The organism is Methanococcus maripaludis, from assembly GCF_002945325.1.
In the GTDB taxonomy this organism is placed as follows: domain Archaea; phylum AGJL01; class Methanococci; order Methanococcales; family Methanococcaceae; genus Methanococcus; species Methanococcus maripaludis.
Window position 1 is genome coordinate 582,949 of record NZ_CP026606.1, and the last position, 23,511, is coordinate 606,459.

General features: G+C 33.1%; 20 protein-coding genes. 5 read left to right on the plus strand and 15 right to left on the minus strand.

The genetic code is table 11. The features are described 5' to 3' along the window. The first annotated feature begins 108 nt into the window (after window positions 1-108). The gene (locus tag MMJJ_RS03100; protein ID WP_104837638.1) at window positions 109-1,977 is read left to right on the plus strand and encodes a threonine--tRNA ligase; all 1,869 of its coding nucleotides are present in this window, start codon (window positions 109-111) and stop codon (window positions 1,975-1,977) included. Between the two features lie 73 nt (window positions 1,978-2,050). Here the strand turns inward: MMJJ_RS03100 and MMJJ_RS03105 are convergent, their stop codons facing one another. Further along, window positions 2,051-4,246, minus strand: coding sequence for a methyl-accepting chemotaxis protein (locus MMJJ_RS03105; RefSeq protein WP_104837639.1), 2,196 nt, complete (start codon window positions 4,244-4,246; stop codon window positions 2,051-2,053). 150 nt (window positions 4,247-4,396) lie between these two features. Continuing rightward, complete coding sequence (locus MMJJ_RS03110; protein WP_104837640.1) at window positions 4,397-5,674, minus strand: tRNA (N(6)-L-threonylcarbamoyladenosine(37)-C(2))-methylthiotransferase; 1,278 nt, start codon at window positions 5,672-5,674, stop codon at window positions 4,397-4,399. A 35-nt stretch (window positions 5,675-5,709) separates the two neighbouring features. Here MMJJ_RS03110 and comD point away from each other — a divergent pair, with 35 nt between their 5' ends. Next, window positions 5,710-6,213 (plus strand): sulfopyruvate decarboxylase subunit alpha, encoded by a 504-nt coding sequence (comD, locus tag MMJJ_RS03115; RefSeq protein ID WP_104837641.1) that lies wholly within the window; start codon window positions 5,710-5,712, stop codon window positions 6,211-6,213. 67 nt (window positions 6,214-6,280) lie between these two features. Here the strand turns inward: comD and MMJJ_RS03120 are convergent, their stop codons facing one another. Beyond that, entirely contained in the window at window positions 6,281-7,144 is an 864-nt protein-coding gene (locus MMJJ_RS03120) for a ribose-phosphate diphosphokinase (protein WP_104837642.1), read from the minus strand. Window positions 7,145-7,275: 131 nt separating this feature from the next. Between MMJJ_RS03120 and MMJJ_RS03125 the strand changes: the two genes are divergently transcribed. Then, window positions 7,276-8,436 (plus strand): GMC oxidoreductase, encoded by a 1,161-nt coding sequence (locus MMJJ_RS03125; RefSeq protein WP_104837643.1) that lies wholly within the window; start codon window positions 7,276-7,278, stop codon window positions 8,434-8,436. Window positions 8,437-8,457: 21 nt separating this feature from the next. Here the strand turns inward: MMJJ_RS03125 and MMJJ_RS03130 are convergent, their stop codons facing one another. Beyond that, window positions 8,458-9,378 (minus strand): DUF1611 domain-containing protein, encoded by a 921-nt coding sequence (locus MMJJ_RS03130; RefSeq protein ID WP_104837644.1) that lies wholly within the window; start codon window positions 9,376-9,378, stop codon window positions 8,458-8,460. 158 nt (window positions 9,379-9,536) lie between these two features. Between MMJJ_RS03130 and MMJJ_RS03135 the strand changes: the two genes are divergently transcribed. Next, window positions 9,537-9,950, plus strand: a complete 414-nt coding sequence (locus MMJJ_RS03135) for a CBS domain-containing protein (RefSeq protein WP_104837645.1) — start codon at window positions 9,537-9,539, stop codon at window positions 9,948-9,950. 14 nt (window positions 9,951-9,964) lie between these two features. On the opposite strand, the gene MMJJ_RS03140 is transcribed toward MMJJ_RS03135, so the two are convergent. From MMJJ_RS03140 to eno, 11 genes are all read right to left on the minus strand, one after another. Continuing rightward, window positions 9,965-10,735 (minus strand): MJ0144 family RNA dihydrouridine synthase-like protein, encoded by a 771-nt coding sequence (locus tag MMJJ_RS03140; RefSeq protein ID WP_104837646.1) that lies wholly within the window; start codon window positions 10,733-10,735, stop codon window positions 9,965-9,967. Between the two features lie 29 nt (window positions 10,736-10,764). Beyond that, entirely contained in the window at window positions 10,765-11,565 is an 801-nt protein-coding gene (locus tag MMJJ_RS03145; RefSeq protein ID WP_104837647.1) for a GTP cyclohydrolase III, read from the minus strand. 105 nt (window positions 11,566-11,670) lie between these two features. Further along, window positions 11,671-12,600, minus strand: a complete 930-nt coding sequence (cofD, locus tag MMJJ_RS03150) for a 2-phospho-L-lactate transferase (RefSeq protein ID WP_104838580.1) — start codon at window positions 12,598-12,600, stop codon at window positions 11,671-11,673. Window positions 12,601-12,619: 19 nt separating this feature from the next. Beyond that, window positions 12,620-13,705, minus strand: coding sequence for an MJ1255/VC2487 family glycosyltransferase (locus MMJJ_RS03155; protein ID WP_104837648.1), 1,086 nt, complete (start codon window positions 13,703-13,705; stop codon window positions 12,620-12,622). 304 nt (window positions 13,706-14,009) lie between these two features. Continuing rightward, window positions 14,010-15,320, minus strand: coding sequence for a helix-turn-helix transcriptional regulator (locus MMJJ_RS03160; RefSeq protein ID WP_244901560.1), 1,311 nt, complete (start codon window positions 15,318-15,320; stop codon window positions 14,010-14,012). A gap of 69 nt (window positions 15,321-15,389) precedes the next feature. After that, window positions 15,390-16,328 (minus strand): methionine synthase, encoded by a 939-nt coding sequence (locus MMJJ_RS03165; protein WP_104837650.1) that lies wholly within the window; start codon window positions 16,326-16,328, stop codon window positions 15,390-15,392. A gap of 37 nt (window positions 16,329-16,365) precedes the next feature. Beyond that, complete coding sequence (locus MMJJ_RS03170) at window positions 16,366-17,019, minus strand: DUF5612 domain-containing protein (RefSeq protein WP_104837651.1); 654 nt, start codon at window positions 17,017-17,019, stop codon at window positions 16,366-16,368. Between the two features lie 9 nt (window positions 17,020-17,028). Then, window positions 17,029-17,886 carry a zinc metalloprotease HtpX gene (locus tag MMJJ_RS03175; RefSeq protein ID WP_104837652.1) on the minus strand — a complete coding sequence of 286 codons (858 nt, stop codon included), beginning with the start codon at window positions 17,884-17,886 and terminating at the stop codon, window positions 17,029-17,031. A gap of 10 nt (window positions 17,887-17,896) precedes the next feature. Continuing rightward, window positions 17,897-18,772, minus strand: coding sequence for a pantoate kinase (locus MMJJ_RS03180; protein WP_104837653.1), 876 nt, complete (start codon window positions 18,770-18,772; stop codon window positions 17,897-17,899). 42 nt (window positions 18,773-18,814) lie between these two features. Continuing rightward, window positions 18,815-21,493 (minus strand): alanine--tRNA ligase, encoded by a 2,679-nt coding sequence (alaS, locus tag MMJJ_RS03185; RefSeq protein WP_104837654.1) that lies wholly within the window; start codon window positions 21,491-21,493, stop codon window positions 18,815-18,817. Between the two features lie 199 nt (window positions 21,494-21,692). Next, complete coding sequence (gene eno / locus MMJJ_RS03190; RefSeq protein WP_104837655.1) at window positions 21,693-22,985, minus strand: phosphopyruvate hydratase; 1,293 nt, start codon at window positions 22,983-22,985, stop codon at window positions 21,693-21,695. A 241-nt stretch (window positions 22,986-23,226) separates the two neighbouring features. Between eno and MMJJ_RS03195 the strand changes: the two genes are divergently transcribed. Then, window positions 23,227-23,505 (plus strand): hypothetical protein, encoded by a 279-nt coding sequence (locus tag MMJJ_RS03195; RefSeq protein WP_104837656.1) that lies wholly within the window; start codon window positions 23,227-23,229, stop codon window positions 23,503-23,505. The last annotated feature ends 6 nt before the right edge of the window (window positions 23,506-23,511 follow it).

Genomic DNA, 23,511 nt, shown 5'->3' on the forward strand with positions numbered 1-23,511 from the left:
CACCGTAAAACACAGTAATTAATTTTTTATATTGTGTATCCCAATTAAACATATAAATTTTATGTAAATTACCAGTACAACTAGATCCTTACTAAATAGAGGGAAAAAATGAAAACACTTTTAATACATTCCGATTATTTGGAATTTGAAGCCAAGGAAAAAACCAAGGTTGCAGAAAAAACTGATGTTTTAAATGGGAAAATGGATGAATGTTTAACCGTTTTTATCGCTGTTGAAAAAGATGATGAATCTGATCCAAATGCTGTCGTTAAAAACGCTGTTGAAGAAATAATTAAAACTGCAGATAATTTAAAAGTGAAAAACGTTGTAGTTTACCCTTATGCACATTTATCAAGTGATTTAGGGTCTCCAGCTACTGCAAAAGAAATTTTAGCAGAAATTGAAAGCGAACTTTCAAATAACTACGAAGTATTGAGAGCACCATTTGGATGGTACAAATCATTTAAAATAAGCTGTAAAGGACACCCGTTAAGCGAACTCTCAAGAAAAATAACAACTGACAGAAAAGAAGAAGTTAAAAAAGAAAAAGTTGTTTCAAAATTTTACATCATAGATGGAGAAAGTCAAAATCTTACCGAAGTTAACGATGAAATTATCTCCAAAATGGACGACAAAAGACTTTTAGCTCTTTTAAAACACGAACTCGAAATTAAAGAAGAAGCAACTGAAAGAGGAGAACCGCCTCACGTAAAATACATTAAAGAAAAGGAAATATGCGATTATGAACCAAGTTCAGATGCAGGACATTTCCGATGGTATCCAAAAGGAAAATTAATAAGGGATTTACTCTCAGACTACGTTTATAACCTCGTTGTAGAACGTGGAGGAATGCCTGTTGAAACACCTGTAATGTACGACCTTCAAAATAACGCGATAAGAGAACACGCAGATAAATTTGGAGAAAGACAGTACAGATTTACACAAGGCGGAAAAGATTTAATGCTTCGATTCGCAGCTTGCTTTGGCCAATTCATGATGAAAAAAGACATGTATCTTTTACCAAAACACCTGCCTTTAAGATTATACGAACTCTCAACCTACAGCTTCAGGTACGAACAAAGAGGAGAATTAGTTGGTTTAAAAAGATTAAGAGCATTTACAATGCCAGATATGCATACAGTATGTATGGATATGAAACAGGCAATGGAAGCATTTGAAGACCAGCTTTGGATGGGTTTAAAAACTGGAGATGACTTTAAAACCCCTTATGCAATAATATTTAGATTCACACAAGACTTCTTTGACGAAAATAAAGAATGGTTCTTTGCAATGGCAAAAGAATACAAACAAAAATACGGAAAAGATGCAATTTTAGAAATCTTATCCGGAAGAAAACACTACTGGGTTGGAAAAGTAGATATGGCAGTTGTTGACAGCTTTGGAAGACCTATTGAAAACCCAACCGTTCAAATCGACGTTGAAAGTGCTGAAAGATTTGGAATCGTTGTTCACGACGGCGACAAAAAAGTTCACCCAATTATCCTCCACTGCTCCCCAACAGGAAGTGTTGAAAGAGTTTTATGTGGTCTTTTAGAAAATGCTTACTTAAGTACCTTAGAAAATAAACCACCTGCACTTCCAACATGGTTAACCCCTATTCAAGCAAGAGTTATTCCGGTAGGGGATAAACATGAAGAATACGCTCTTGAAGTTGTGAATAAATTAAGAGCATCAGGAATTAGAGCTGACTTCGACGATAGAGAAGAAAGCATGGGTAAAAAAATTAGAAACGCTGGAACTGACTGGGTAAACTACGTTGTTGTAGTTGGTGACAGTGAAATGGAAAGCGGTAAACTAACCGTAACAGTTAGGGAAGAATCAGAACTGAAAAAACCTAAAAAAGAATCATTGTCTGTTGAAAAATTGATTGAAAAAATAAGTTCTGAAACAATTGGCGCACCAAAAAGACCGCTTCCACTTCCTATGAAGTGCTCAATGCAGCCCATCTTTAGATAATTTAAATTTTTAAACTTTTTTAAAATCTTTTTTGAAATAATTAAAAATAATAAAAAGAGTAATTACTTAGTATTTATTTAGTCTTAAATTCATCTGCATCTTCTGCTAATTTTCTTGAAATATCCATCATTCTCTCTGCTGAAGCATCTATTTCTTCAACAGCCCTATTTTGTTCTTCTGAGGATGCGGTTAGCTCTTCTGCTGTTGCTGCAAACTCTTCGGAAATTGATGCGATATCTTGCACGTTTCTAAGTGCTTCTTGAGTATTGTTCGATGCATTTTTAGCATTGTCTTTAATTTGTGCAATCATTTTTGCGGATGTTTCAACGCTTTCTTTTATTTTCATAAATGCGCTGTTAACTTCATCAATTGCAACAACTCCCCTATCAACTTCATCTCTTCCTGCAAGGCCTAAATCAATTGTTGTTTCAACTTTTTTGTTAATTCCATTGATTGTTCTATTGATATCTTCAACGGATTTCTTAATTTCTTCTGCTAAAGATTTAATTTCACTTGCAACGACAGCAAAGCCTTTTCCAGCATCTCCTGCACGAGCAGCTTCAATTGATGCATTTAGTGCTAAAAGTCCAGTCTGTTCTGCAACATCTTTAATTAAAACTGTAACTTCGTTGATTTTTTTGGATTCTTCCCCAAGTTCTTGAATAGATTTTCCAAGTTCGTCAATTACATTTGTAATTTTCTGCATGGTGTCTATTGCATTTTCAACCTTTTTAACACCAGTTTCTGAATTATCTTTTACTTCGATTGCTGAATCAACGCTCTGTTCTGCATCATTATATACCATATCTGCAGCTTTCGCAGTTTTTTCAAGGTCATCGGAAGTATCCTGTAATTTTGCGGATTGATCAGCTGCAGCAGTTGCAACCTGATTTGCAGCATCGGTAACCTGTTCTGAAGTTTCTTTAGCTCTTTTCAGCCCTTCACTAACATCTTCAAGTTCGCCACTTAATACTGTGATTTCTGACTTCAAATTTTCCATCATTTTTGAAACATTTTCAATTGCATGGTTAATTGTTTTTTGAAGTTTATTTCGTTCCCTGTTTTCGTCAGCCCTTATTGAAAAGTCTCCTTCTGCAAGGTGATTCATAACCTCAAATATTTCTTTTAAAGTATTTGCAAGGGATAACTTATCTGCATCCAGTATTGAGTGCAGTTCTTTAATGTCATTGGCCATTTTATTAAATGAATCTGCAAGATCCTCTAATTCATCGCCAGTTTTCACAGTTATTGTGTGATCATAGTTTCCGCTACCAAATTTATGTACCCCATCTTCTAATTGATTGAGGGGTTTTGTAATACTTCTTGAAGAAATTAAAGAAATAACCACAGCAATTAACAGTCCAAATAATGCAATAATTATCGTATTATTTCTTGCATTGTTGACCATTTGTGTAAATTGAGCTTCTGGAGTTCCTACAAAGAGCATACCTATTGTAGCACCATTTGAATCTTTTAGAGGTACATATTTTGTAAGGAAACTTTGTCCAACAACATTTGCACTACCCATAAATTCAGTGTTTTCTTTTACAACTGTGTTATATACTACATCTGATGCAGTGGTTCCCACAGCTCGGCTATTTCCTGAAACTACACTCGTGGATATTCTGTAATTTTCTAAAAATAGCGTAGATTCGTCACCAGTTGAAGCTTTTATACTATCAACCAAAGCATGATCATTATTTAGAACATCGATGAATGCAACATATCCAAGTGTTCCTGCATCATCATAGATAGGATACGCCACCACAATTGATAGTGCCGAATCAGTGCCTGTAACGTCTGCATCACTAAATTTTAAAGCAGTTTGTTCAGGTATTTTTTCAAATCCTGATTTCTCAGAGGATTTTGAAACTTTTAAAATTGTTGAATCTAATGTTATACCTTCACCAGATGAAGAAGCAATTGTACTTCCCCCATTACCCGTAAATATTACCAAATCAGCGTTAGAAGCACTTTTGAGCGTTTCAGCCCTTAATTCAAGGTCATCTACATTTCCAGTTTTGATACTAGTTTTTACACCTTGAGTGTATGAGGCATATTCTGCCAAAGTACAAAGTTCGGTAAATCTACTGTCCATGATGGTATTTGCCATCTCATTGCTTGATTCCAATTTATCCGCAGATTGTTCCTTCATATCCTGTGTAATAGTATTATTTGAAACAATACCGAGGATCGCAATTGGAATTATGACTGTTATTATTGAAAATATTAAAAGTTTTGTTCCAATTTTTTTAGTACCCAATTTCATTAGTGACACCTTTATATCTCCCCAATTATTCTGTCAAATCCTAACTATATATTGTTTTTATGTGGGTCTTTGTGTAGGTACATCGGTTTAAGGTTAAAAAAGGAATTAAAAATGTAAGTGTAATATTAAATAAAATCGAAAAAAAAGAGATTAATTTATCAGTTTACCCGAAAGTCCGAAAGTCTTTGCACCAGTTATTTTAGCTCGCTTAAACTCACCGATTTTTGTAGGTTCTTCAAAAATTACATTTTTACAGTTGTCAGTGACTCCCATATTATCTTTGGTTACAAGTATTTCGAAAGTTTCACCGATATGTCTTTTATTATTTTCGTAACTTAACTCCCGCCTTAATTCATTTAATATTTCAGACCGTTCTTTTCTTATTTTTGTATCAACCTGTTTTAAAACAGCTGCTTTTGTGTATTTTCTCTGAGAATATTTTGCAGCATGGGTAAAGTCAGGTTTTATCTTTTTTACAATTTCAAGAGTGTTTTGAAATGCTTCTTCTGTTTCAGTTGGGAATCCAACAATTACATCGGTTGTAAAGTTTAAATTCTTAATTTTTGATTTAAATTCATTTAATACAGAAATGAATTCATCAACCGTGTAGTTTCTGTTCATATCTTTTAAAACCTGGTCATCACCACTTTGAATTGGAAGGTGGAGGAATTTTACGACCTTTTCAGACTTAAAAGATTCAATTAATTCGTCAAGTATTGGTTCTGCGAATTTCGCGTGCATCATTCCAATTCTCATTGCAAATTTTTCAGGAATTTCTGAAATATCATTTATTAAATTTGAAAGGTTGTCGTTATTATCAAGCCCATAGCATGCCGTATCTTGAGCAGTTACAAGCAAACATTTTGTGCCAGTTTTTACAAGTTCTTCTGCCTTTTTAACAATTAAATCTCGATCGTATGAAACTAAATTTCCTCTTGCACGTTTTACAATGCAGTAAGTACAACTTCCAAGGCATCCTTCACATATGGGTAGTGCGGTAATTAATCCTTGCGAACTTACTTTTTTGATTTTTTCGTTTAATCTATCTTCAAAATTTAAATTTTGAGTTGATTCATTGTTTTTTTCAAAACAATCTTTTAAAAGTTTATCTTTCAAGATGTTTCCAGAATGCTGAGCTTCTCTTGGCATTATCAAAACATCTGCAAGATTTTCAATTTTTTTGGAAAGTGCTTTTGCCATGCATCCTGCTACGACAACTTTTTTATCCAATGATTTGAAATATTCTATTCGTGAAATCATTCTGTGTTCGGTTTCCTGCCTGACAATACAGGTATTTATGACAATTATGTCAGAATCGTCCACATTATCGGTCAATTCAAAATCTTCAAATTCATTAACTGAATTTTTTATTATTTCAGTGTCTGCAGTGTTTAAAGTGCAGCCGTATCCTTCAATGTAAATTTTCAATTTTATCACCAAAATAAAAACCGGATGGTGGAGTTATGAATGCAAGTGAAGCTGTTTATAAAGCAATACTAGATTCAGGGGTTGATTTTGTAACGAGTGTTCCTTGTGCAAATTTAAAAACTGTTTTAAATTACCTAAATGATAACAAAGATATTCAGCACATCCCAGTAACTCGTGAAGAGGAAGGAATCGGGGTTTGTGCTGGAGCGTATCTTGGAGGCAGAAAAACTGCGCTTTTGATGCAGAATTCTGGCCTTGGAAACTCCATAAATGCGATAGGTTCGTTAGTTAAAGTTTATAAAATCCCTATTTTAATTATAATAAGTCATCGGGGGGATTTAAAGGAAAAAATTTCTGCACAAATTCCTATGGGCCAGTGGACCAAAAAATTGCTTGAAACAGTTGAAATTCCATATTTCAGTCCAAAAACTCCTGATGAAGCGTATAAATTAATAAAAGATGCTTCAGAACTTTCCATAAACATGGAATACCCTGTAGCGATACTTCTCGATGCACTTTACTGGGAACACGACAAATAATCGAATTTAGTATATCTTTTCCTTTTTTCTAATTTTAATTAAAAAATAGTTAATTATTTTATTTTAATTATTCTCCGTTTAATATGTCTGCAATTATTGTTGAAACGCATACTTTTGAAACTTCTGAAGGGTACGTGTTTGTTCCAACAATTTCAGAAGCTCCTCCGAGGTGGAGTTTGTTTAATGCATCCCCAATTAAAACCGGGTGAACGCATGCAGCAATAACTGTTCTTGCACCCTGTTCAATCAACATTGAAATTGCTGTTGCCATCGTTCCACCTGTTGAAATTATATCATCAACAATTAAAACATCTTTTCCAGATACATCAAGATTTTTTGGCGCAATTTTAATTTCCGTTGGAGAAATTCTTGTTTTTTCCAAATAGTCGCATTCGCAGTTTAATTCTTCAGCTGCTCTTTTTGCAAGTGCAACTGCTCCTTTGTCGGGGGACAGCACGAGTGGATTTACAAGTTTTACTCCTGCATGTTCTGCTAATTTTGGTATTGCATCCCCGTAAATAAATGGTATATCGAAAAACTCTTCAATATGCGTTTCGTGAGGGTTTATCGTTATAATTCTGTCACAAATACTTGAATATACTTTTGCAAGCGCTTTTATGCTGATTGGTTCTCCAGCATTGAATTTTTTATCCTGTCTTGCGTATGCAAGGTATGGTGCAACTAAAGTTATGCTTTTTACTCCTTCTTCCCTTAAAGCTTCGCACATTAGGATTGCTTCAACAATTGAATCATTTTGCGTGTTTTGGGTCTGAATTATAACTGCATCTTTTCCTTTTAGTTCATTGTGAACCCTAACATATATTTCGCCGTCAGGAAATTGCTTTGATTCCACTCTTGCAAGTTCCGAATTTGTTAGTTTTGCAACTTCTTTGGCCAGATTTTGTGAATTTAGGCCAGGAATAATAATCATGGTGTCACCATATTTCTCTTATAAAATAATATTTACCGAAAAGTTAATGTGTTTTATGAATCTTAAAAAATCTATCAAAAGAGTATTTTATATTATAATTTATAATTATCGGTAAGTTTTGAGGTAAAACCATGGAAGACATTATTGTGATAGGTTCTGGTGTTGGGGGAAGTACAGTATTTAAAGAGTTAAAAGAGGCGTTTCCAGACCAGAATATAAGACTGATTGAAAGTGGAAGTGATCCTTTCTATGTATCCGAAGGAGAAAATGTTGAAGTAATCTATGCAAATTCATTTGGTGGAACAGGCGTTTATTCTGTTGCAAATGCAGTTCGAATTGATTTAAAAGAGTTCAATATTTCAAAAAAAGATCCAATATATGAAAAAATTGAAAAAGAGTTATCAATTTCAGACGTTCCTGATGATTACTTAAGAAAAAATTCAAAAAAACTTTTAGAATCAGGTTTTTCAAAAACTCCAAAATTTATTAACTTTGAACTCTGTAAAAACTGCGGGCTCTGTGCACATGATCCATGTGATGCTAAATGGATACCCTGTGACTTTTTGAGAAAATACAACGACGATATTGTAACAGACACGATTGTAATGAAATTAGCAAAACAGGACGGCATTTTTTCGATAGTAGCACTCGATAAAAAAAGTGGAGAAATTAGGATTTACCGATCAAAACAGGTAATTGTATCTGCTGGAGCAATAAATTCACCAAGAATTTTAAAAACTATATTAAATAATGAAGAAATTGGTAAAAATTTGTATATTGACACTTTTGTAACAGTAGGTGGAATTTTAAAAGATTCAAAGTTAAAATCTGAAGTTTCAATGGCGATAAACAAAAAATACGATGATTTTATACTTGCAACCCATTATTCAGAATTACTGCATAAAAGAATTTCAGAATTTGAAGAAGTAAATAAAAACGACGTATTCGGCCTAATGGTAAAAATTAAAGATGAAAATACAGGAGAAGTATTTGAAAACAGCGTAAAAAAAGAAATGTCAATGAATGATACGAGAACTTTGTGTGAAGGCGTTTCGAAAGCTTCAAAATACCTTTATAATTTAGGAATTGAAAATATTTATTCAACAGTTCCAAGAGGCTCGCACCCCGGAGGAACGTGTGCAGTTGGAAAAGTCGTTAATAAAAACCTTGAAACAGAAATTGAAGGATTATACGTGTGTGATGCATCAGTAATTCCAAAAGCACCGGGAGCTCCGCCAATTTTGGGAATTATGGCAATTTCAAATAAATTTGTTGAAAATTTGAAAAAATAGTTTTAAATTTTTTATTTTTATTTAATTTTTTAATTTCAGAAGAATTTCATTTATTAATTTATCGAGATTTATCCCTTTTAAAACATCAATAACAGGTATCGCGAGTTCTTTTGACATTTTTTCAATCGATTCTTCCAAATTTTCTTCACGCATGCATCTTGAATTTAGAGTAACTGCAATTACGGGTTTTCCACTTAAAAGTTCTATTGCAGAAATATTCTTTTTTATAATTTCTAAATCTTGTGTATCGGATGCTAAAATTGTAAAATCAGGTTTTGAACCAAATAAAACCGCAATACTAATTAAACCGCCACCTCTTCCAGTTCCAACCTCTAAGGTGTCTGCAAATATCCCAGTTTGACTTGAAACAATAATTAAATCCCTGTTTTTAGTATCAAGTTTTTTTACCGCCCCAAATATCGTTGATGCACAGTGGCAGGTTTCTATCGTCTGAGGAACCACCATTTCATCAATACCGCAAATTAAAGACTGCGGTTCTGTTCCAACAATTCCCAAATTAATTCTTTTTTCAAGTTCTTTTTTTAAAATCATGCAGGTTGTGAATTTTCCAGACTGTCTGCTTGTTCCCATGATTGTCATTACTTTTGTATTAACCCCATCAAGTCCACTTTTTGCATAAGCTTGTAGTTCATCGTATTTTTTAGGATTTGATGAATCATAGTATTTTACACCATATTTCAAAGCTAAGTCTTTTAAATCATCGTTTTCCCCAACCCTGCACAGTCTTGCCATGTTGTAGATATTATTTCCTTTCTTAATTTCTTCTTCAATTGTTTTTTTCCAAATTTTTACGTCTTCTGGGCCAAGTATTTCTTTAGTCCATATAAATGTATCGTAATTTAACTCATCTATAAGCGTATTTCCAAAAAGACGGATTCCATTGGCCACCTTATCATGATGAGACAGATTTACCCGTTTCATATATCATTCAACCGCTGATTTTTTGTCTAAAAAAATATTAGTATTTAAAGCTTTCTATTTGAAATCGATAGTTTATTTAATAAATTTAAAATCTAATATACAATTGAGTATTTAATTTAAATACCTTTTGGGATTATTAAAGACAACAGGAGAATAAAATGGAAAAAATCAAAGAAATAATTGTTAAAAATATTATGAGCAGTGACGTGGTTTCAGTTAGCCCTGAGTCAGGTGTGGTTGAAGCATTTGAAGCCCTTTTAAAAAATAAAATAAGTTGTCTGCCTGTTGTAAATCAAAACAACGAAACAATCGGTATTGTAACGACTACAGACATAGGATATAACTTAATTATCGATGAATATACTTTAGAAACCACAATAGCAGATGTTATGACAAAAAAAGTTGTAACGATCAAACAGGACGAATCTGCAGTTGATGCTTTGAAAAAGATGGATCTTCACGGAGATGGAAGAGAAATCATAAACCAGTTACCGGTAATTAACAGCGAAAATAAACTTGTTGGAATACTTTCCGACGGAGATATTTTAAGGGCGATCTCAAAACTATGCTAAAATCCCCACTTTAGTTACATTTTATTAATCCAATCTATATTATTTGACAGTACACACCGTGCTACAGATACAAAATCGGCATATTCAAGTATTTCTTTTGCACTTTCAACAGAATTAACCGAATTGTTGCCAATTATTATTTTTTCGGGGAAATTTTCCCTAATTTTTTTCAGGTATTCTAAATCCGCATGATTTTTTCCAGGATTAAAACAGTCGATGTGTATTCCATCAAAATATACTCTAACTTTATCAAGCGATTTTATTAATTCTTCGGCTTTTAAAAAATTAGCCCGTAATTTTAAAAAAATAGGAATTTCTAAATTTAATTTGTGAATATTTTTTAAAAAATCAATTAATTTAGATTCATTTTCGAATTTTAATAAATTCTGTCCAAGTTTCAGATCAGTTATTTCAGGCTGCCTGCAGTGGCAGTTTAATTCCAAAATATCTGCATTTTTTGAAATTTCGATTATATGAGATTCTGCTTTAGAAAAATCGTTAAAACGGATATTTACAGAAACTAAAGAATTACTTTTTTTTGCTTTTTCAATTTCAAAACTTATTTTTTCGTCAATTTCACTTAACTCATAAATAAATTCTTTTCTTCCGCGATTTTGAATTTTTTTACTTGCCAAATCTGTGTCAAAATCTAAATTAAATGCACCAAGGCACACGATTCCAAAAGTATCATTATATTTTAAACAAAAATCGCCATCAGTAATCCCGGCCATTGGAGCAAGGACTATTTTTTTTGGAATCTTGTAAATTTTATCTAATTTTTTCATAAAATATCCCAGATAAAAAAAGAATTAGTTTAAATTGGGCACATGTAGTTGTAAGGTACATTTTTTTGTTCATCGATTTCCTGCTTCAAGGTGTAAACCTGGGAATCAGTTTTTCCCTCTCGAATAACTTCTAAACCGATATCTGCAAGGTTTGATGCATCTTCTGCAGTTTTTCCAATACCAATACCTGCTTTTAATTCAATACCACAGGAATCTTTTATGTCTTCAAACATGCAAAGGAAATCTTTTTCGTTCATTCCATTACATGGACACATAAAGTTGTCCCCACCAATGAAAAAGCCCAGTGAATCGTATTTTTTAAGTTCTTCCATCAATTTAAGCTTTGTTTTTTGTACTGAAAGATAAGTATCGTATGCAGTTTCAAGATCGGTTAATTTACCAGTTATATCATTTATATCAACGTGTGCAAGTTGCACATAGCCATTTGATACAAATTCATTAGCTACATCCAAGACTTCTTTTCTAACGTCGTCTTGTGCACTGCCGTATTCTTGAATCGTTTCTGTTGCAAGTTTTTGAGCTTCGTATGCAGTTTCTGCTGAAGCTACCGCCATGCTGACAGTAAATGGATACCTATTTTTTACACTATTTTGAATTCTTTTGTGGGTTTCTAAATCAATTCCGTTTGTAATTGCAATAATATTGTCAAATCTTGTGTAAAATGCAAGACCTTTGTGTGCTCCAAATTGCAAGTTCATATCGCAGTAAAGTCTTGATTGAAGTGCCTGTAAGTCACTTTCTCTTCTTGGATTGGGGGTAACTGTCCATGGACCGTAATTATCAATTTGTACAACGGTTATTTGAATCATTATTATCTCCTTTATTAATCCGCTAACTTTCCAGTTTACGAAGCAATAACCTGACATTAACCTAATGCTCAATAAATATATTACTCAATAATATTTTTAATATCACTATTTGGATTTATAATAGTCAAGGATATTTCTTGCGAGATTTATTTTATCTTCAATAGTCTTCATTATCGTATTAGCATATAAAACTTCACAATTTATTTCTTTCTTTTTGTTAATATCTTTATTGTCTAAAACTAAAACATCTACAATATCTTTATAATATTCATAAACTCCAACTGCATTCACAGGGTAGCCTTTTGCATGCATTAGCGTTCCAGCAGGTCCACTTACAGGATTTTCACCAACTATTGGCGAAACTGCAAAAACCAGCTTTTCTTTTAATGCATTTTTTATCTCGGAAATGCTTAAAATTGGCCCAATTGATGTTATCGGGTTTGATGGACCAATAATCACAAAATCGCTTTCTTTAATTGCTTTCAAAACCCCAACTGCAGCTTTTGCATAATTTGAGTTTTCGTAGAATATATCTAAAACTTTTGCATTTCCACGTCTTGACACCCAAAAATCGTGAAATTTCAGAAGGATTTTTTCATTATTTTCTTCGATTAAAACTTTGGATTCAATTTTTTCATTTGACATTGGATAAATCTTTGAGTTTATTGATAAAGATTTTCGTTCAATATCCACTATTTCAGACATTGGTACTCCTTTTTTCAAAAGAGATGTTTTATGCATTTTTAATGCTCGATCTTTGTCTCCTATCCTCAAAACTTCATCAAATCCAAAATTTTTAAGCTGTTCATGACAGAAGAAAGTATCTCCCTTTAGCCCATACCAAGTTTCGTCGTTTATCAGGTTAGAAAACGTGTATAAAACAGTGTCAATATCAGGTGACAGGTAAATATCACCAATATATGTATCTTCACCAGTGTTTACAATAACGGAAATATCTTCGTTTGGAAGAATTTCTTTAAAACCCTGAATTAATTTTGGGGTTCCTGTTCCGCCTGAAAGAATAGTTATTTTCATAATTTTCACTTTTTTAAATTTAAAGTCCATTTTCCACAATATCCATTACCTTATCAGTTCCACTGTTTTTAAGGTACAGATTCATCAATTTCTTGGAATTTTCATAATATTTTGTAGTTGAAATCATTTTTTCAAGTGATTCTTCCAAGTTACTATCGATAGTATTGTATGAAAGTGCAATTCCGCATTCCATGTCAGATATTTTTTTCGCGTTGTTTTCCTGTTCCGGGTGATCCAAATCAGGAATAGTTATTACAGGTTTTCCAAAACAAGAAGCTTCCATTAGTGTCGAGTGTCCACCATGACATACTACGAATGAGCATTTTTTTAAAAGTTCATCCATATTTGTAGTTAAAGGGATTACTTCAACATTTTTAGATTTTATTTTTTCAAGTTTTTCTGCTACATCATAACTTCCGCAGACCATCTTTACTTTTAATCCTTTTTTAGCAGAAATCTTGTTTAAAAGCTCCAATATTTTATATCGATATTCAAATCCACCTATCACACATAAAATATAGCCTTCGTCACTAATTTCTTCAGGAACTACATCATAACGAATTAAAGGACCGATAAATGAAAGATTTTCTAACAATTTTAAGTTATATTCGCACACCGTATAAGGCAGTGGAAAATCTGGAATTATTACTTTTTCTGCAGATTTGTTTATAACATTTAATATTTCCATTACTGGATATACAATGTATTTTTCCTTTTTATCAGTTTTAGTGCAGTTTTGATTCGTTATTATATAATAAGGCTTTTTTAAAACCTTTGATGCAACAACTGAACTATATTTACAGTCTGAAATTACCAGATCTGGATCATAACCTTTTATTATGTCCATTTCTTTTTTTATCGCCCGTGCAGGGTGATAATCACTGTTGAATATACTCTTTTTAACATCAAACTTACCGTTTTTCCCAGAAAGCCTTATTTCAGGATATGTTTCAAAAACATCTCCCCCTGACATTTCAACAAAATCCTTACTTTTGCCGTATGCTGCATATTTGACTTCGTGTTTTTTTGAAAGTTCATTTCCAATTGCAATACAGCGCGTGGTGTGTCCAAACCCTTCACCACATATAGAAATAAGTATTTTCATAATATTCACCTAAATAAGCCCAAATAGTTATAAAATACCCTGGTTTCGAAAATAACCTAATTCAACACTGTAATTCTTAAAAAGGGGTAAAAATTAAAAATCGGATTTTCTGATATTTTCAATTTAGATAGCCTAAAACATCCACACCATACTTGTTCGATTTCAATTTAACAATTATACTATATTAATAAATCCTTAATCCAAACATTGGAATTTATGATTTAAACGAGTACATTTAAACCCCATATAGTTTACTATTGTAAAAAATATATTTTAAAAAAATAAGTTTTAGAGGATAAATCATTTAAATTGATCCATCTAAGTCTTCTGAAAGAGCAATCTTATTAATTCTGCCAATTTTTACTTTCCTAACCATTCCTCTCTGTTCAAGATCAGAAATCATTCTTGAAACTTTTGGTTTGGTAAGTCCAGTTACATCAACGATTTCTTTTTGAGAAATTGACCCGTGCTCTCTAATTAATTCAATAAGCTGTTTTTCGTCATCCGTTAATATATTCATTAATGTTTCACTTTTATGGGACTCGTAATCTCCGATTTTTTCTTTCAATTCAATAATATATCTTTCTTTTTCACCAATGAGTCCATTTAATTCATTAATTTTTAATTTAAGTTCTTCAGATAATTTTTTGTAATCATTTAAACTTTTGATCACTGCATCTTTTGAATTTAATTCTTCTTTTAATTTTGTATGGTTTCCAACCTGATCCCTACACTGCAATATTTCTTCATTTAATTCATTAATTTTTAATTCATAATCTTTTAATTTATTTTTTGATAAATCCAATTCTTTTAAAACGTGTTCGTTTAATTCTTCTAACCTTTGAAGTTCCTTATTTTTATTTTGTAAATTAAGATGCGATATTTCAAGGCCTTTGTTTAACCCATTTATCTCGTTTTGAAGTTCATTTATCATTTTTACTTTATTATAATTCCGATATATAAAAAATATCAATGCAACAACGAGTACCGCTAAAACAATGCTTACTGCACGGTATAAATCTTCGTTATTTTCGCCAGTCGTTGAAGGAGTAATTACGCCAGTTAGTACATAATTTATAGTAACTTCAAAATATTTTTCTTCTGATGTTAATTCTTTTTCCCATTCTACAAATATACTTTTACCATTCGTTCCAACAGTATAATCCCTAGGACTTATACTTAAAACATCTTTTACAGGCGAAACGATGGCTGCCCCTTCGGGAAGCTGTACTGAGAGCTTGAAATTTGAATCAAATGCAGGAACTATGATATATACCTGTTTTTTTCCGCCGATATCAGAAACTTCCCCTGTAAAACTAACCAGTAAATCCCCAGTCTGCCACGGACCAATTGGTTCAGTTAATTTGACACTAACTTCGGTTGCACCTGCATCATCGGTAGTTATCGAATAAGAATCTATTTCTTTTGAAGAATTAAATGTTAAATTTGAAGTTTCCTGGGGAATTGTATAACTAATTTCGTATAAATCATCAGAATTGTTGTTGTAAATTTTCAAATTTATTTCTTCATAAAAATTATCGTTTTGATCTATTGAATATATCACAGAATAATCGTCAAAACGGTACGAATCAACTGCACTTATAGAGCAGAACATTAGCGCGACTAATAAATACAGCTTATAATTATTTAAAATTGGCTTTGACATTGTATCTTACCTAAAAGTTTAAATTAAATCCTTTTCAATCTCATTTGCTGCAGTAACCATGTTATTTAACTTAGAGTATGCAACATCCACGGGAAGCAGTCTCATACCACAGTCTGGATCGATTATAACGGAATCATTTATTGAACCTTCAAATTTAGAATTATTCTTTAATATTTCTATTCCTTCACTTATTAATGCTTTTACTTCGTCAACAGAATCTACAGATTTAATTTTGGTGTTTATGCACCCGAAACCAACCTTTTTTGTGATTTCATTTAATACTTCAAGATTTTTTCTACAGGATGCAAATTCGTGGTCCAAAATATCGACATTGAATTCATTTAATTTGTAAAATATTTTTGAAACATCTCCGCAAACATGCATTGCAACAGGAACAGTTATTCCAGAAGTAATAATGTTCATTGCTTTTTTTGCAACTTCGAGATCATATAATCCAGTTGAAAGGATTGGCTCATCAAATTGTATCATTTTTACATGGTTTTGAATTGAAAGAGCTTCTTTGTTTAAAGCCCTTGCTAAATCGTAAATTAAATTTTCATCTTTGTTATCAGCATAATAATTTTCAACACGAATTGATGAAGCAAGCGTACAAGCACCAGTTATTATTCCTTTTACTCCTTTTTCAGGGTCTTTTTTTGAAATATATTTTAGAGAATATTTTATATCGTTTAAAGTAATTGGTTTTACAAATTCAACCCTGTTGACAACTCGCCTGCCTTCAAAACCATACATGTTTGATACAAATATCTCAACCATGTCTCCTCTGACCTGGCCATCACTTAAAATATCAATTCCAACGTTTAATTGATCATCTAAGGCTTTTTTTATCGAATATTCGTATTTATCATATTTTCCAAAAAATTTCTTAATTTTATCAGGTATAGAATCGGGTTTTCCTTTAACTACTGGGTAGCTACCAACAACAGTCTTTATCATAAAATCACCAAAAAAGTAATAAAAAAATAATATAAAATTAAAGTATTCTTCCGCGAACCTTAGTTATGTCAAATTTAGCAGTATCTGCAACAGTCATTACTGCAATAACGCCTGCCTGTAATGGATCGGTCACTATTAGATCTGCAAGCTTTGGAAGGCTTCCAAACATGTTTAAGCATATTACTGGAATGTTTGTATCCTTTTTTACTTCTTCAACAGCTTTTGTAATAGCTCCGCCCATTAATGATCCTGCCAAAACCAAAACTCCAGCTCTTGGAAGTGTTTTTATTGCCAAGATTGCATCTGCAAGATTTTCTTCACCGACTACTGCCATTGTATCAACACTTATTCTCTCCCCACGGATGTTGTGCCGGTCTGCTTCGCTTATTGCACCCATTGCAACTTGAGCTACCTGGGCGCCCCCTCCAAATATCAAAACTCTCTTACCAAATATTTTCTTCATGGTTTTGTGAGTTTCAACTTTTTTTACAAATTCTAATTTTTCAAGTTTTCCTGCTAAATTTTCTTCGTCCTCGACCCCATCGAGTTCCATATAAATTAAACCAGTATTTTCCCCAACGATGAACTGCTGAGTGTACACTATGTTTGCATTTAATTCCGAAATTATTCCTGTTAATCTATAAAGTATACCTACACGGTCTTCCGCAATTACAGTAAGTCCAAGCTGCATGAAATCGCCTTATCTTAAATATTTAGGATTACTTGCCATTTCCATTAATCTTTTTACCCGTTCTTCGGTTGAAGGGTGTGTTGAAAATAACCTTGCAACGTTTCCTGCTTTAAAAGGATTTACAATAAACATGTGTGCAGTTGCAGGGCTTCCATTTCTTAACGGATGGTATTTTACCCCTTTTTCAAGTTTTGTAAGTGCATTTGCAAGGTAAATCGGGTTTGAATATTTTGCCCCGTTTTCGTCAGCATTGTATTCATTCTGCCTTGAAATTGCAAATTGAACAACCATTGCAGCAATTGGAGCCAATATTATGAAAAGTAGGGATGCAACAATCTGCATTGGATTTCCATCGTCGTCTCTTCCATATCCAAAAAGCATTCCCCACTGTAAGAAATTTGCAATGTACATTATTGCTCCAGCCATCGTTGCAACGATTGTCCCGATTAAAATATCCCTGTGCTTTATGTGTCCAATTTCGTGAGCTAAAACTCCTTCAAGTTCTTGCTCATTTAAAAGTTGTAAGATTCCGGTAGTAACTGCGACTACACCATTTTTAGGGCCTCTACCTGTTGCAAATGCATTTGGAGTATCAGTATTAATTATTGCAACTTTTGGTTTTTGAATATTTGCCCTGTTTGCTATTGATTCAACAATTCTGTGTAAATTTGGCGCTTCGTTTTCATCAACTATTTTTGCACCATAGCTTGTCAGAACTATTTTGTCGCTATAAAAATAGCTTATTAAATTAGGAATTAGTGCTAAAAGTATTGCAAATATTGGGGGGAATCCGAGCATAAAGCAAATTCCGTAGATCATTCCTGTTAAAAGTGCCATCAATAAAAGAACTTTTACTGTAGACATCATGTTTACACCTTTATTTGTAAATTTTACAAACCACTGGATTTGATAAAATTGAAGCGGCGTCATTTAATTCTTCGTCTTTACAGATGCAGAATATTGCATTTCCAAGCATTGCCTGGGACGCTCCAGCAGTAAATCTTAAATCATCACATATTTCGATTATTTCTTCAGATGCAAGACCTGTATTTTTTGCAAAGTAGTATGATAACTCCATGAAATTTTCAAGGGTTGGTTTTTTCAACAATTTTCCAAGTAATTCGTCTGAAGTAGCATTTATTTTTTCTATCCACGAAGGATCGTTAATTACGGTATCAGTTTCCTTTTTGCCAAATATATCTACCAAAACACTATAATCATCCATGTTTTTAATGTCAACGCTTTCTACACCAATTGGAAATCCTGGACTCTTTCGAATAACAAAACCCTTTGTGTGCTGTGCGATAACATCTCCAAGCCCAGTATTACAGCGTACTTCTGCCTTGTGAGCAATTTTCACCAGTTCTGATATATCTGATTCATTTTTTTTATTATCTAAATTACTTCTATCAATATCATTTTGCATGTTCTTAAAGTTGTATGTTGAACTCAGCTCATATGCAGCACCAAGTGCACAACATCCTGATGTTCCCATACCACATCCAAGCGGAAAATCGGAAGTATAGGTTATATCGTGTTTTAATTCGTTTTTAAGCCCCAAATAATGGATAACATCTTTTGACGGACACAGATCTATTTTTTCATCGTTAAAATAAACATTTCCAGATCCTTCGACCAATTTTGTGGATACTCCCCTATTTAGTGTAATTCCTGCACCAGTTGATCCGGTTTTTAGTAAATTTTCGTGTCTAGTTATTTTGAAAAAACCTGTAATATGAGAGGGTATGAACATTTTAGCACCTAATATTTATCAAAAACAGAAAAGAAATAAAAATTATTTATTTAAAATCTGAATTATTTTTTCCGTAATTTGTTCCTTATTTTCAGAATATTTTCCTTGTGCGAGGTTATCTTTTCCACCGCCTTTTCCAATATTTCTGATTAAGTCTTTCATACTTATTTCAACGTTTTCTCCTCTTTTACATAAGAGGTAGTCGTTTTCATTCATTAGAACTATGAGTTTGTTTCCAACTGCTAAGTTGTCTGCAATCGACATTAATTCGTTTGGAGTTCCGTTGACCTGTTCAACTAAAACTTCGTAATTTCCAACATTCTCAAATTTGTCTGCAAGTTCGTATTTTACGAGTTCACCGACTTTTTTCTGGAGTTCTTCAATCGTTTTTTTCTGTTCTTTCCATTCTTCAAAGAATCTTTTAACAGTTTTTGGAAGCTGGTCATTTGGAATTCCTAAAATTTCAGCTGAATCAATTAAGGTATCTTCAAGACTCGCAATTTCTGAAACTGAACCCATTCCTGTTGAATATTCAAGTCTTTCAACACCATCCTGAATTCTTTCGGTCTTTAAAACTTTAATGTATCCCACTTCTGAAGTGTTGCTGCAGTGAGTTCCACCACATGCTTCAACGTCAGTTCCTTCGATTTCGATTATTCTTAAAGTATCTCCCGGAACTACACCACCCTGGTAGATTGTAAAGCCGTATTTTTGTTCCGCATCGTTTCTATCCATAAAAGTTGAGTTTACAGGCATTTTTGAAAGAACAATTTCGTTTGCAATTCTTTCAATTTCTTTTACCTGTTCTCTTGAAATTCTCTCGTAGTGGGTGATATCAAGTCTTCCTTTTTCAGTATCAACGTTTGAACCGGTCTGCCATACGTGTTTTCCAAGAACCCTTGTTGCTGCTGCATTTATTACGTGCGTTGCAGTGTGGTTTCTCATTAATTTAAGCCTGTTATCCCAGTTTACGGCACCTTTTACTGTGTCGCCTTCTTTGAATTTTGAAATGTCAGAAACTTTGTGGAATACAATTCCATTCTTTTTCTGTACGTCAATAACTTCAATATCATTTAACTGACCAATATCGTACTTTTGACCCCCGCCTTCAGCGTAGAAAAGGGTTTTGTCTAGTACAATATATTTTTCAGCGATTTTCAAGATTTTAGCTTCAAATTCAACTTGCGTTGGGTGTTTGAAGAATAAAAGTTCGGTTTCAGAAACTTCAAGTTCAGGAAGTTCTTTTTTCGTTGAAACTACTTCTTCAGGTTTTTCTTCCTCGTGTCTTTCTGCAACAATCGTGTAGAAATTGTCAGGAACTGTAATTGCAATAGTTTTCTTTCCTTTTTTGTTTAATTCATCAACTACATCTTTTACAATTTCAGGAGGAAGCCCGTTACTGTCATATAATTCGATTAAATCGTCAAGCGTGATTTCTGACTTTGAAGCAGCCATTCTTTCAACGATTCCTCTTCCACGGTTTACAGTTTGAATGTATTTTTTCTCTTCAGAATCCAAAACATCCATTATGTATTCTTTCATGCCACTTAATTCAGGGTAAATTTCTTTCATGTTTTCAAGCTGCATTGAAATGATATCTTTTATGGACATTGAGATTCCGATTTTTTCCATGTATCTTAATGTCTTTCTGAGTACCAATCTTGCAAGGTAACCTTCTTTTACGTTTGAAGGTACAATTCCATCTCCAAACATGAAAGAAAGACATCTTGTGTGGTCAGCAATCGCATAGATGTATTCAAGCGGGCTTATTAATTTATCAAGCTCATCTACATCCATTCCGATTTTTTCAGCAACTTTTTGCCTTAAAACTCTTAAATCACCGACATTTTCAATATCCATAAGTCCGGCGAGAGTTGCACTCTCAGCCATTATTTTTTCATCGACTTCTGGAATTCCCGCATCTTCTTTTAATTTTTCAATTATTTCTGAAAATAAAGATTCGTAAACTGTTGGAGTTCCTTGGGAAGCCCATGCAAATCTTTCGATTCCGTATCCTGTATCAACAATTTTCAAAGGAATTTCTTCGTAATCGTTTCCAATTTTCTTATACTGCATGAAAACAAGTGTTGCAAGCTCAACACCGTGCGTTATAACTTCGTAGCAGGGTCCAGCGTTTCCTCCACCTTCCCACCAGCTTTCGATAAAGGTAATTGTTTTTCCGTCAATTCCAAGTCTTTTCATTAATTCAAAACAGTATTCAACAGTTTTATCTGTCCAGTACTTGTAGTCGTCTTTTGAATTGAATGCGTGGTGTGCACCCATTGTAAAGCATGTTAGGTGTCTTCCAGTTCTTCCAACATTATCAATATCGTTAAGCCTGATACATGGCTGTGCAATTACTAACGGATTTTTTACAGGTTTTACAAGCCCACTTGTAACCCATGGTTGAAATACTGCAATCGATGCAATAGTTAAAAGAATATCGTCTCTCCATCTTTTTGCAACTACGGGAGATCTTTTTACAGGGGTGTGTCCCTTTTCGTCGAAAAAGTTCGTAAATTCCTTAACCATTTCGTTGTAGGTGTATTTTTTACTGGTGATAGGGTTTCCAATAAATGAATACTCATCACACGGACTATCTCCACAAGTAGTCCTGTCTTTATCAAGTGTCCAAAACCATTGGTTACACTCAGTACACTGTTTTCTTTCAAAACCTAATTCATCAAAAAGTTTTACTCTATAATCGTGATTAATCTCCATTACAAACCACCAATCCGGCAATAATTGACATTATTGATAATGATTTTAAAACAATATGTATTTTTTGTTTTTATTCTTTGCCCAGTTGTATTCATAAATTATAATATATAACTTTAAATTAAAATTTAAAAAATCTTTGAAAAATACATGTTTTAAATAAAATTGAATAAAAAAATTTGAAAAATAGAATTAAATAGAATTAAAATGGAATTTTGAAATCTTTTCCAGCATATTTTGAAATCTGGAGTTCTTCTTCGATTCTCATTAACTGGTTGTATTTTGCAGTTCTTTCCCCCCTTGCAGGAGCACCGGTTTTTATCTGGCCTGCATTTAGTGCAACGGCTAAATCTGCAATTGTTGAGTCCTCTGATTCTCCACTTCTGTGTGAAACAACCAAACTGTATCCATTTCTAAATGCCATGTTTGCAGCATCGATTGATTCTGAAAGGGTTCCAATCTGATTTACTTTCAAAAGGAGTGAGTTTGCAGCACCCATTTCAATTCCTTTTTTGAGTCTTTTCGTGTTTGTCACAAACAAATCATCACCGACAATTTGTATTCCTTTTAACTCTTTCGTTGCAGTTTTAAATCCTTCAAAATCTTCTTCGAACAATGGATCCTCGATTGAAACAATTGGGTACTGTGCAACCATTTCTTTGTAAATATCGATTAATTTATCGGTTGAAACCTTTTCTCCTGCAATCATGTATGACCTGGATTTTTCATCGTAAAACTCGCTTGCAGCAGAATCGATTGTAAATACTATTTCGTCTTCATAACCTGCTTTTTTAACTCCATCTAAAAGTACTGCTAGAGCTTCATCGATTGTCTTTACAGGAGGTGCAAATCCACCTTCATCCCCTACATTTACAGCATCTTTTCCGTATTTTTCAGCAACTACTTTTTTCAAAGATTGGTATGTTTCAGAACACATTCTCACTGCTTCTGCAAATGAATCTGCACCAACAGGCATTATCATGAATTCCTGAAAATCAAGTGCATTTCCTGCGTGCTGGCCACCATTTAACACGTTCATCATTGGAGCAGGCATAACATATGCGTTAGAGCCACCAATGTATTTGTAAAGCGGAAGTGATGCAGTGTCTGCCGCAGCCTTTGCAACTGCAAGTGAAACTGCTAAAATTGCATTTGCGCCCAAATTTCCTTTATTTTCAGTTCCATCTAACGTTATCATTATTTGATCAATTAATCTCTGGTTTCTTGCATCTTCACCGATTAATTCCTGTGCAATAATGTCATTTACGTTTGAAACTGCAGTTAATACGCTTTTTCCGCCGTATTTTTCGCTTTTATCCCTTAATTCAACTGCTTCGAAAGTTCCGGTTGAAGCACCGCTTGGAACAATTGTATGACCATATCCGCCACCTGCAGTTAACACTTCAGCTTCCACAGTTGGGTTTCCCCGTGAATCAAGTACCTGTCTTGCTTTTATTTCATAGATATCAAATGAATCGTCCATGTTTCTTAACAAAGTCTCACCTCTGGTAAATTTCCAAATTATTAAAGTTTAAAAAAGATGAATGCCGCTAAAAACTACATCAATGATATCGGTTTAAGAAATATATAGTTTTCCCATGATTAATTCAATTGCAAAAAGGTTATTTTTGTTTAAAAAATCCGTTAGCATTCCTTATTTATAATTTAATAAAAAAAGTTATTTATAATTAAAAAAATAAAATTAAAATGATTCTTAAAACCTAAAAGATGATATTATGAAAGGAACTGGCAATCTAATTACCGTTGATGACAAAACTATTGTAAATTCCATGGAAAAAGTCTTTAAAGAAGAACTTGAGGATATGGAGAAAGATTTAGAATTTTTGTATAAAAAATACGACGTTCCAAACAGCAGACTCCTCGCAGACAAAGTTTCTGCAGGAATTTACATGGGCGAAGAAATTTTAAGGGATTTAGAAGACATGGAATATTTTGAAGAAAATATTGAAAAATTAAGGGCATACTTAAGAGATTTGAATATGAAAAAAATCTGATGAAAT

Excerpts from the sequence above, each read along its gene's own strand:
- MMJJ_RS03100 (WP_104837638.1), top strand. The coding sequence starts at position 109 with ATGAAAACACTTTTAATACATTCCGATTATTTGGAATTTGAAGCCAAG.
- MMJJ_RS03105 (WP_104837639.1), bottom strand. The coding sequence starts at position 4,246 with ATGAAATTGGGTACTAAAAAAATTGGAACAAAACTTTTAATATTTTCA.
- comD (WP_104837641.1), top strand. The coding sequence starts at position 5,710 with ATGAATGCAAGTGAAGCTGTTTATAAAGCAATACTAGATTCAGGGGTT.
- MMJJ_RS03120 (WP_104837642.1), bottom strand. The coding sequence starts at position 7,144 with ATGATTATTATTCCTGGCCTAAATTCACAAAATCTGGCCAAAGAAGTT.
- MMJJ_RS03125 (WP_104837643.1), top strand. The coding sequence starts at position 7,276 with ATGGAAGACATTATTGTGATAGGTTCTGGTGTTGGGGGAAGTACAGTA.
- MMJJ_RS03130 (WP_104837644.1), bottom strand. The coding sequence starts at position 9,378 with ATGAAACGGGTAAATCTGTCTCATCATGATAAGGTGGCCAATGGAATC.
- MMJJ_RS03135 (WP_104837645.1), top strand. The coding sequence starts at position 9,537 with ATGGAAAAAATCAAAGAAATAATTGTTAAAAATATTATGAGCAGTGAC.
- MMJJ_RS03140 (WP_104837646.1), bottom strand. The coding sequence starts at position 10,735 with ATGAAAAAATTAGATAAAATTTACAAGATTCCAAAAAAAATAGTCCTT.
- MMJJ_RS03145 (WP_104837647.1), bottom strand. The coding sequence starts at position 11,565 with ATGATTCAAATAACCGTTGTACAAATTGATAATTACGGTCCATGGACA.
- cofD (WP_104838580.1), bottom strand. The coding sequence starts at position 12,600 with ATGAAAATAACTATTCTTTCAGGCGGAACAGGAACCCCAAAATTAATT.
- MMJJ_RS03155 (WP_104837648.1), bottom strand. The coding sequence starts at position 13,705 with ATGAAAATACTTATTTCTATATGTGGTGAAGGGTTTGGACACACCACG.
- MMJJ_RS03160 (WP_244901560.1), bottom strand. The coding sequence starts at position 15,320 with ATGTTCTGCTCTATAAGTGCAGTTGATTCGTACCGTTTTGACGATTAT.
- MMJJ_RS03165 (WP_104837650.1), bottom strand. The coding sequence starts at position 16,328 with ATGATAAAGACTGTTGTTGGTAGCTACCCAGTAGTTAAAGGAAAACCC.
- MMJJ_RS03170 (WP_104837651.1), bottom strand. The coding sequence starts at position 17,019 with ATGCAGCTTGGACTTACTGTAATTGCGGAAGACCGTGTAGGTATACTT.
- MMJJ_RS03175 (WP_104837652.1), bottom strand. The coding sequence starts at position 17,886 with ATGATGTCTACAGTAAAAGTTCTTTTATTGATGGCACTTTTAACAGGA.
- MMJJ_RS03180 (WP_104837653.1), bottom strand. The coding sequence starts at position 18,772 with ATGTTCATACCCTCTCATATTACAGGTTTTTTCAAAATAACTAGACAC.
- alaS (WP_104837654.1), bottom strand. The coding sequence starts at position 21,493 with ATGGAGATTAATCACGATTATAGAGTAAAACTTTTTGATGAATTAGGT.
- MMJJ_RS03195 (WP_104837656.1), top strand. The coding sequence starts at position 23,227 with ATGAAAGGAACTGGCAATCTAATTACCGTTGATGACAAAACTATTGTA.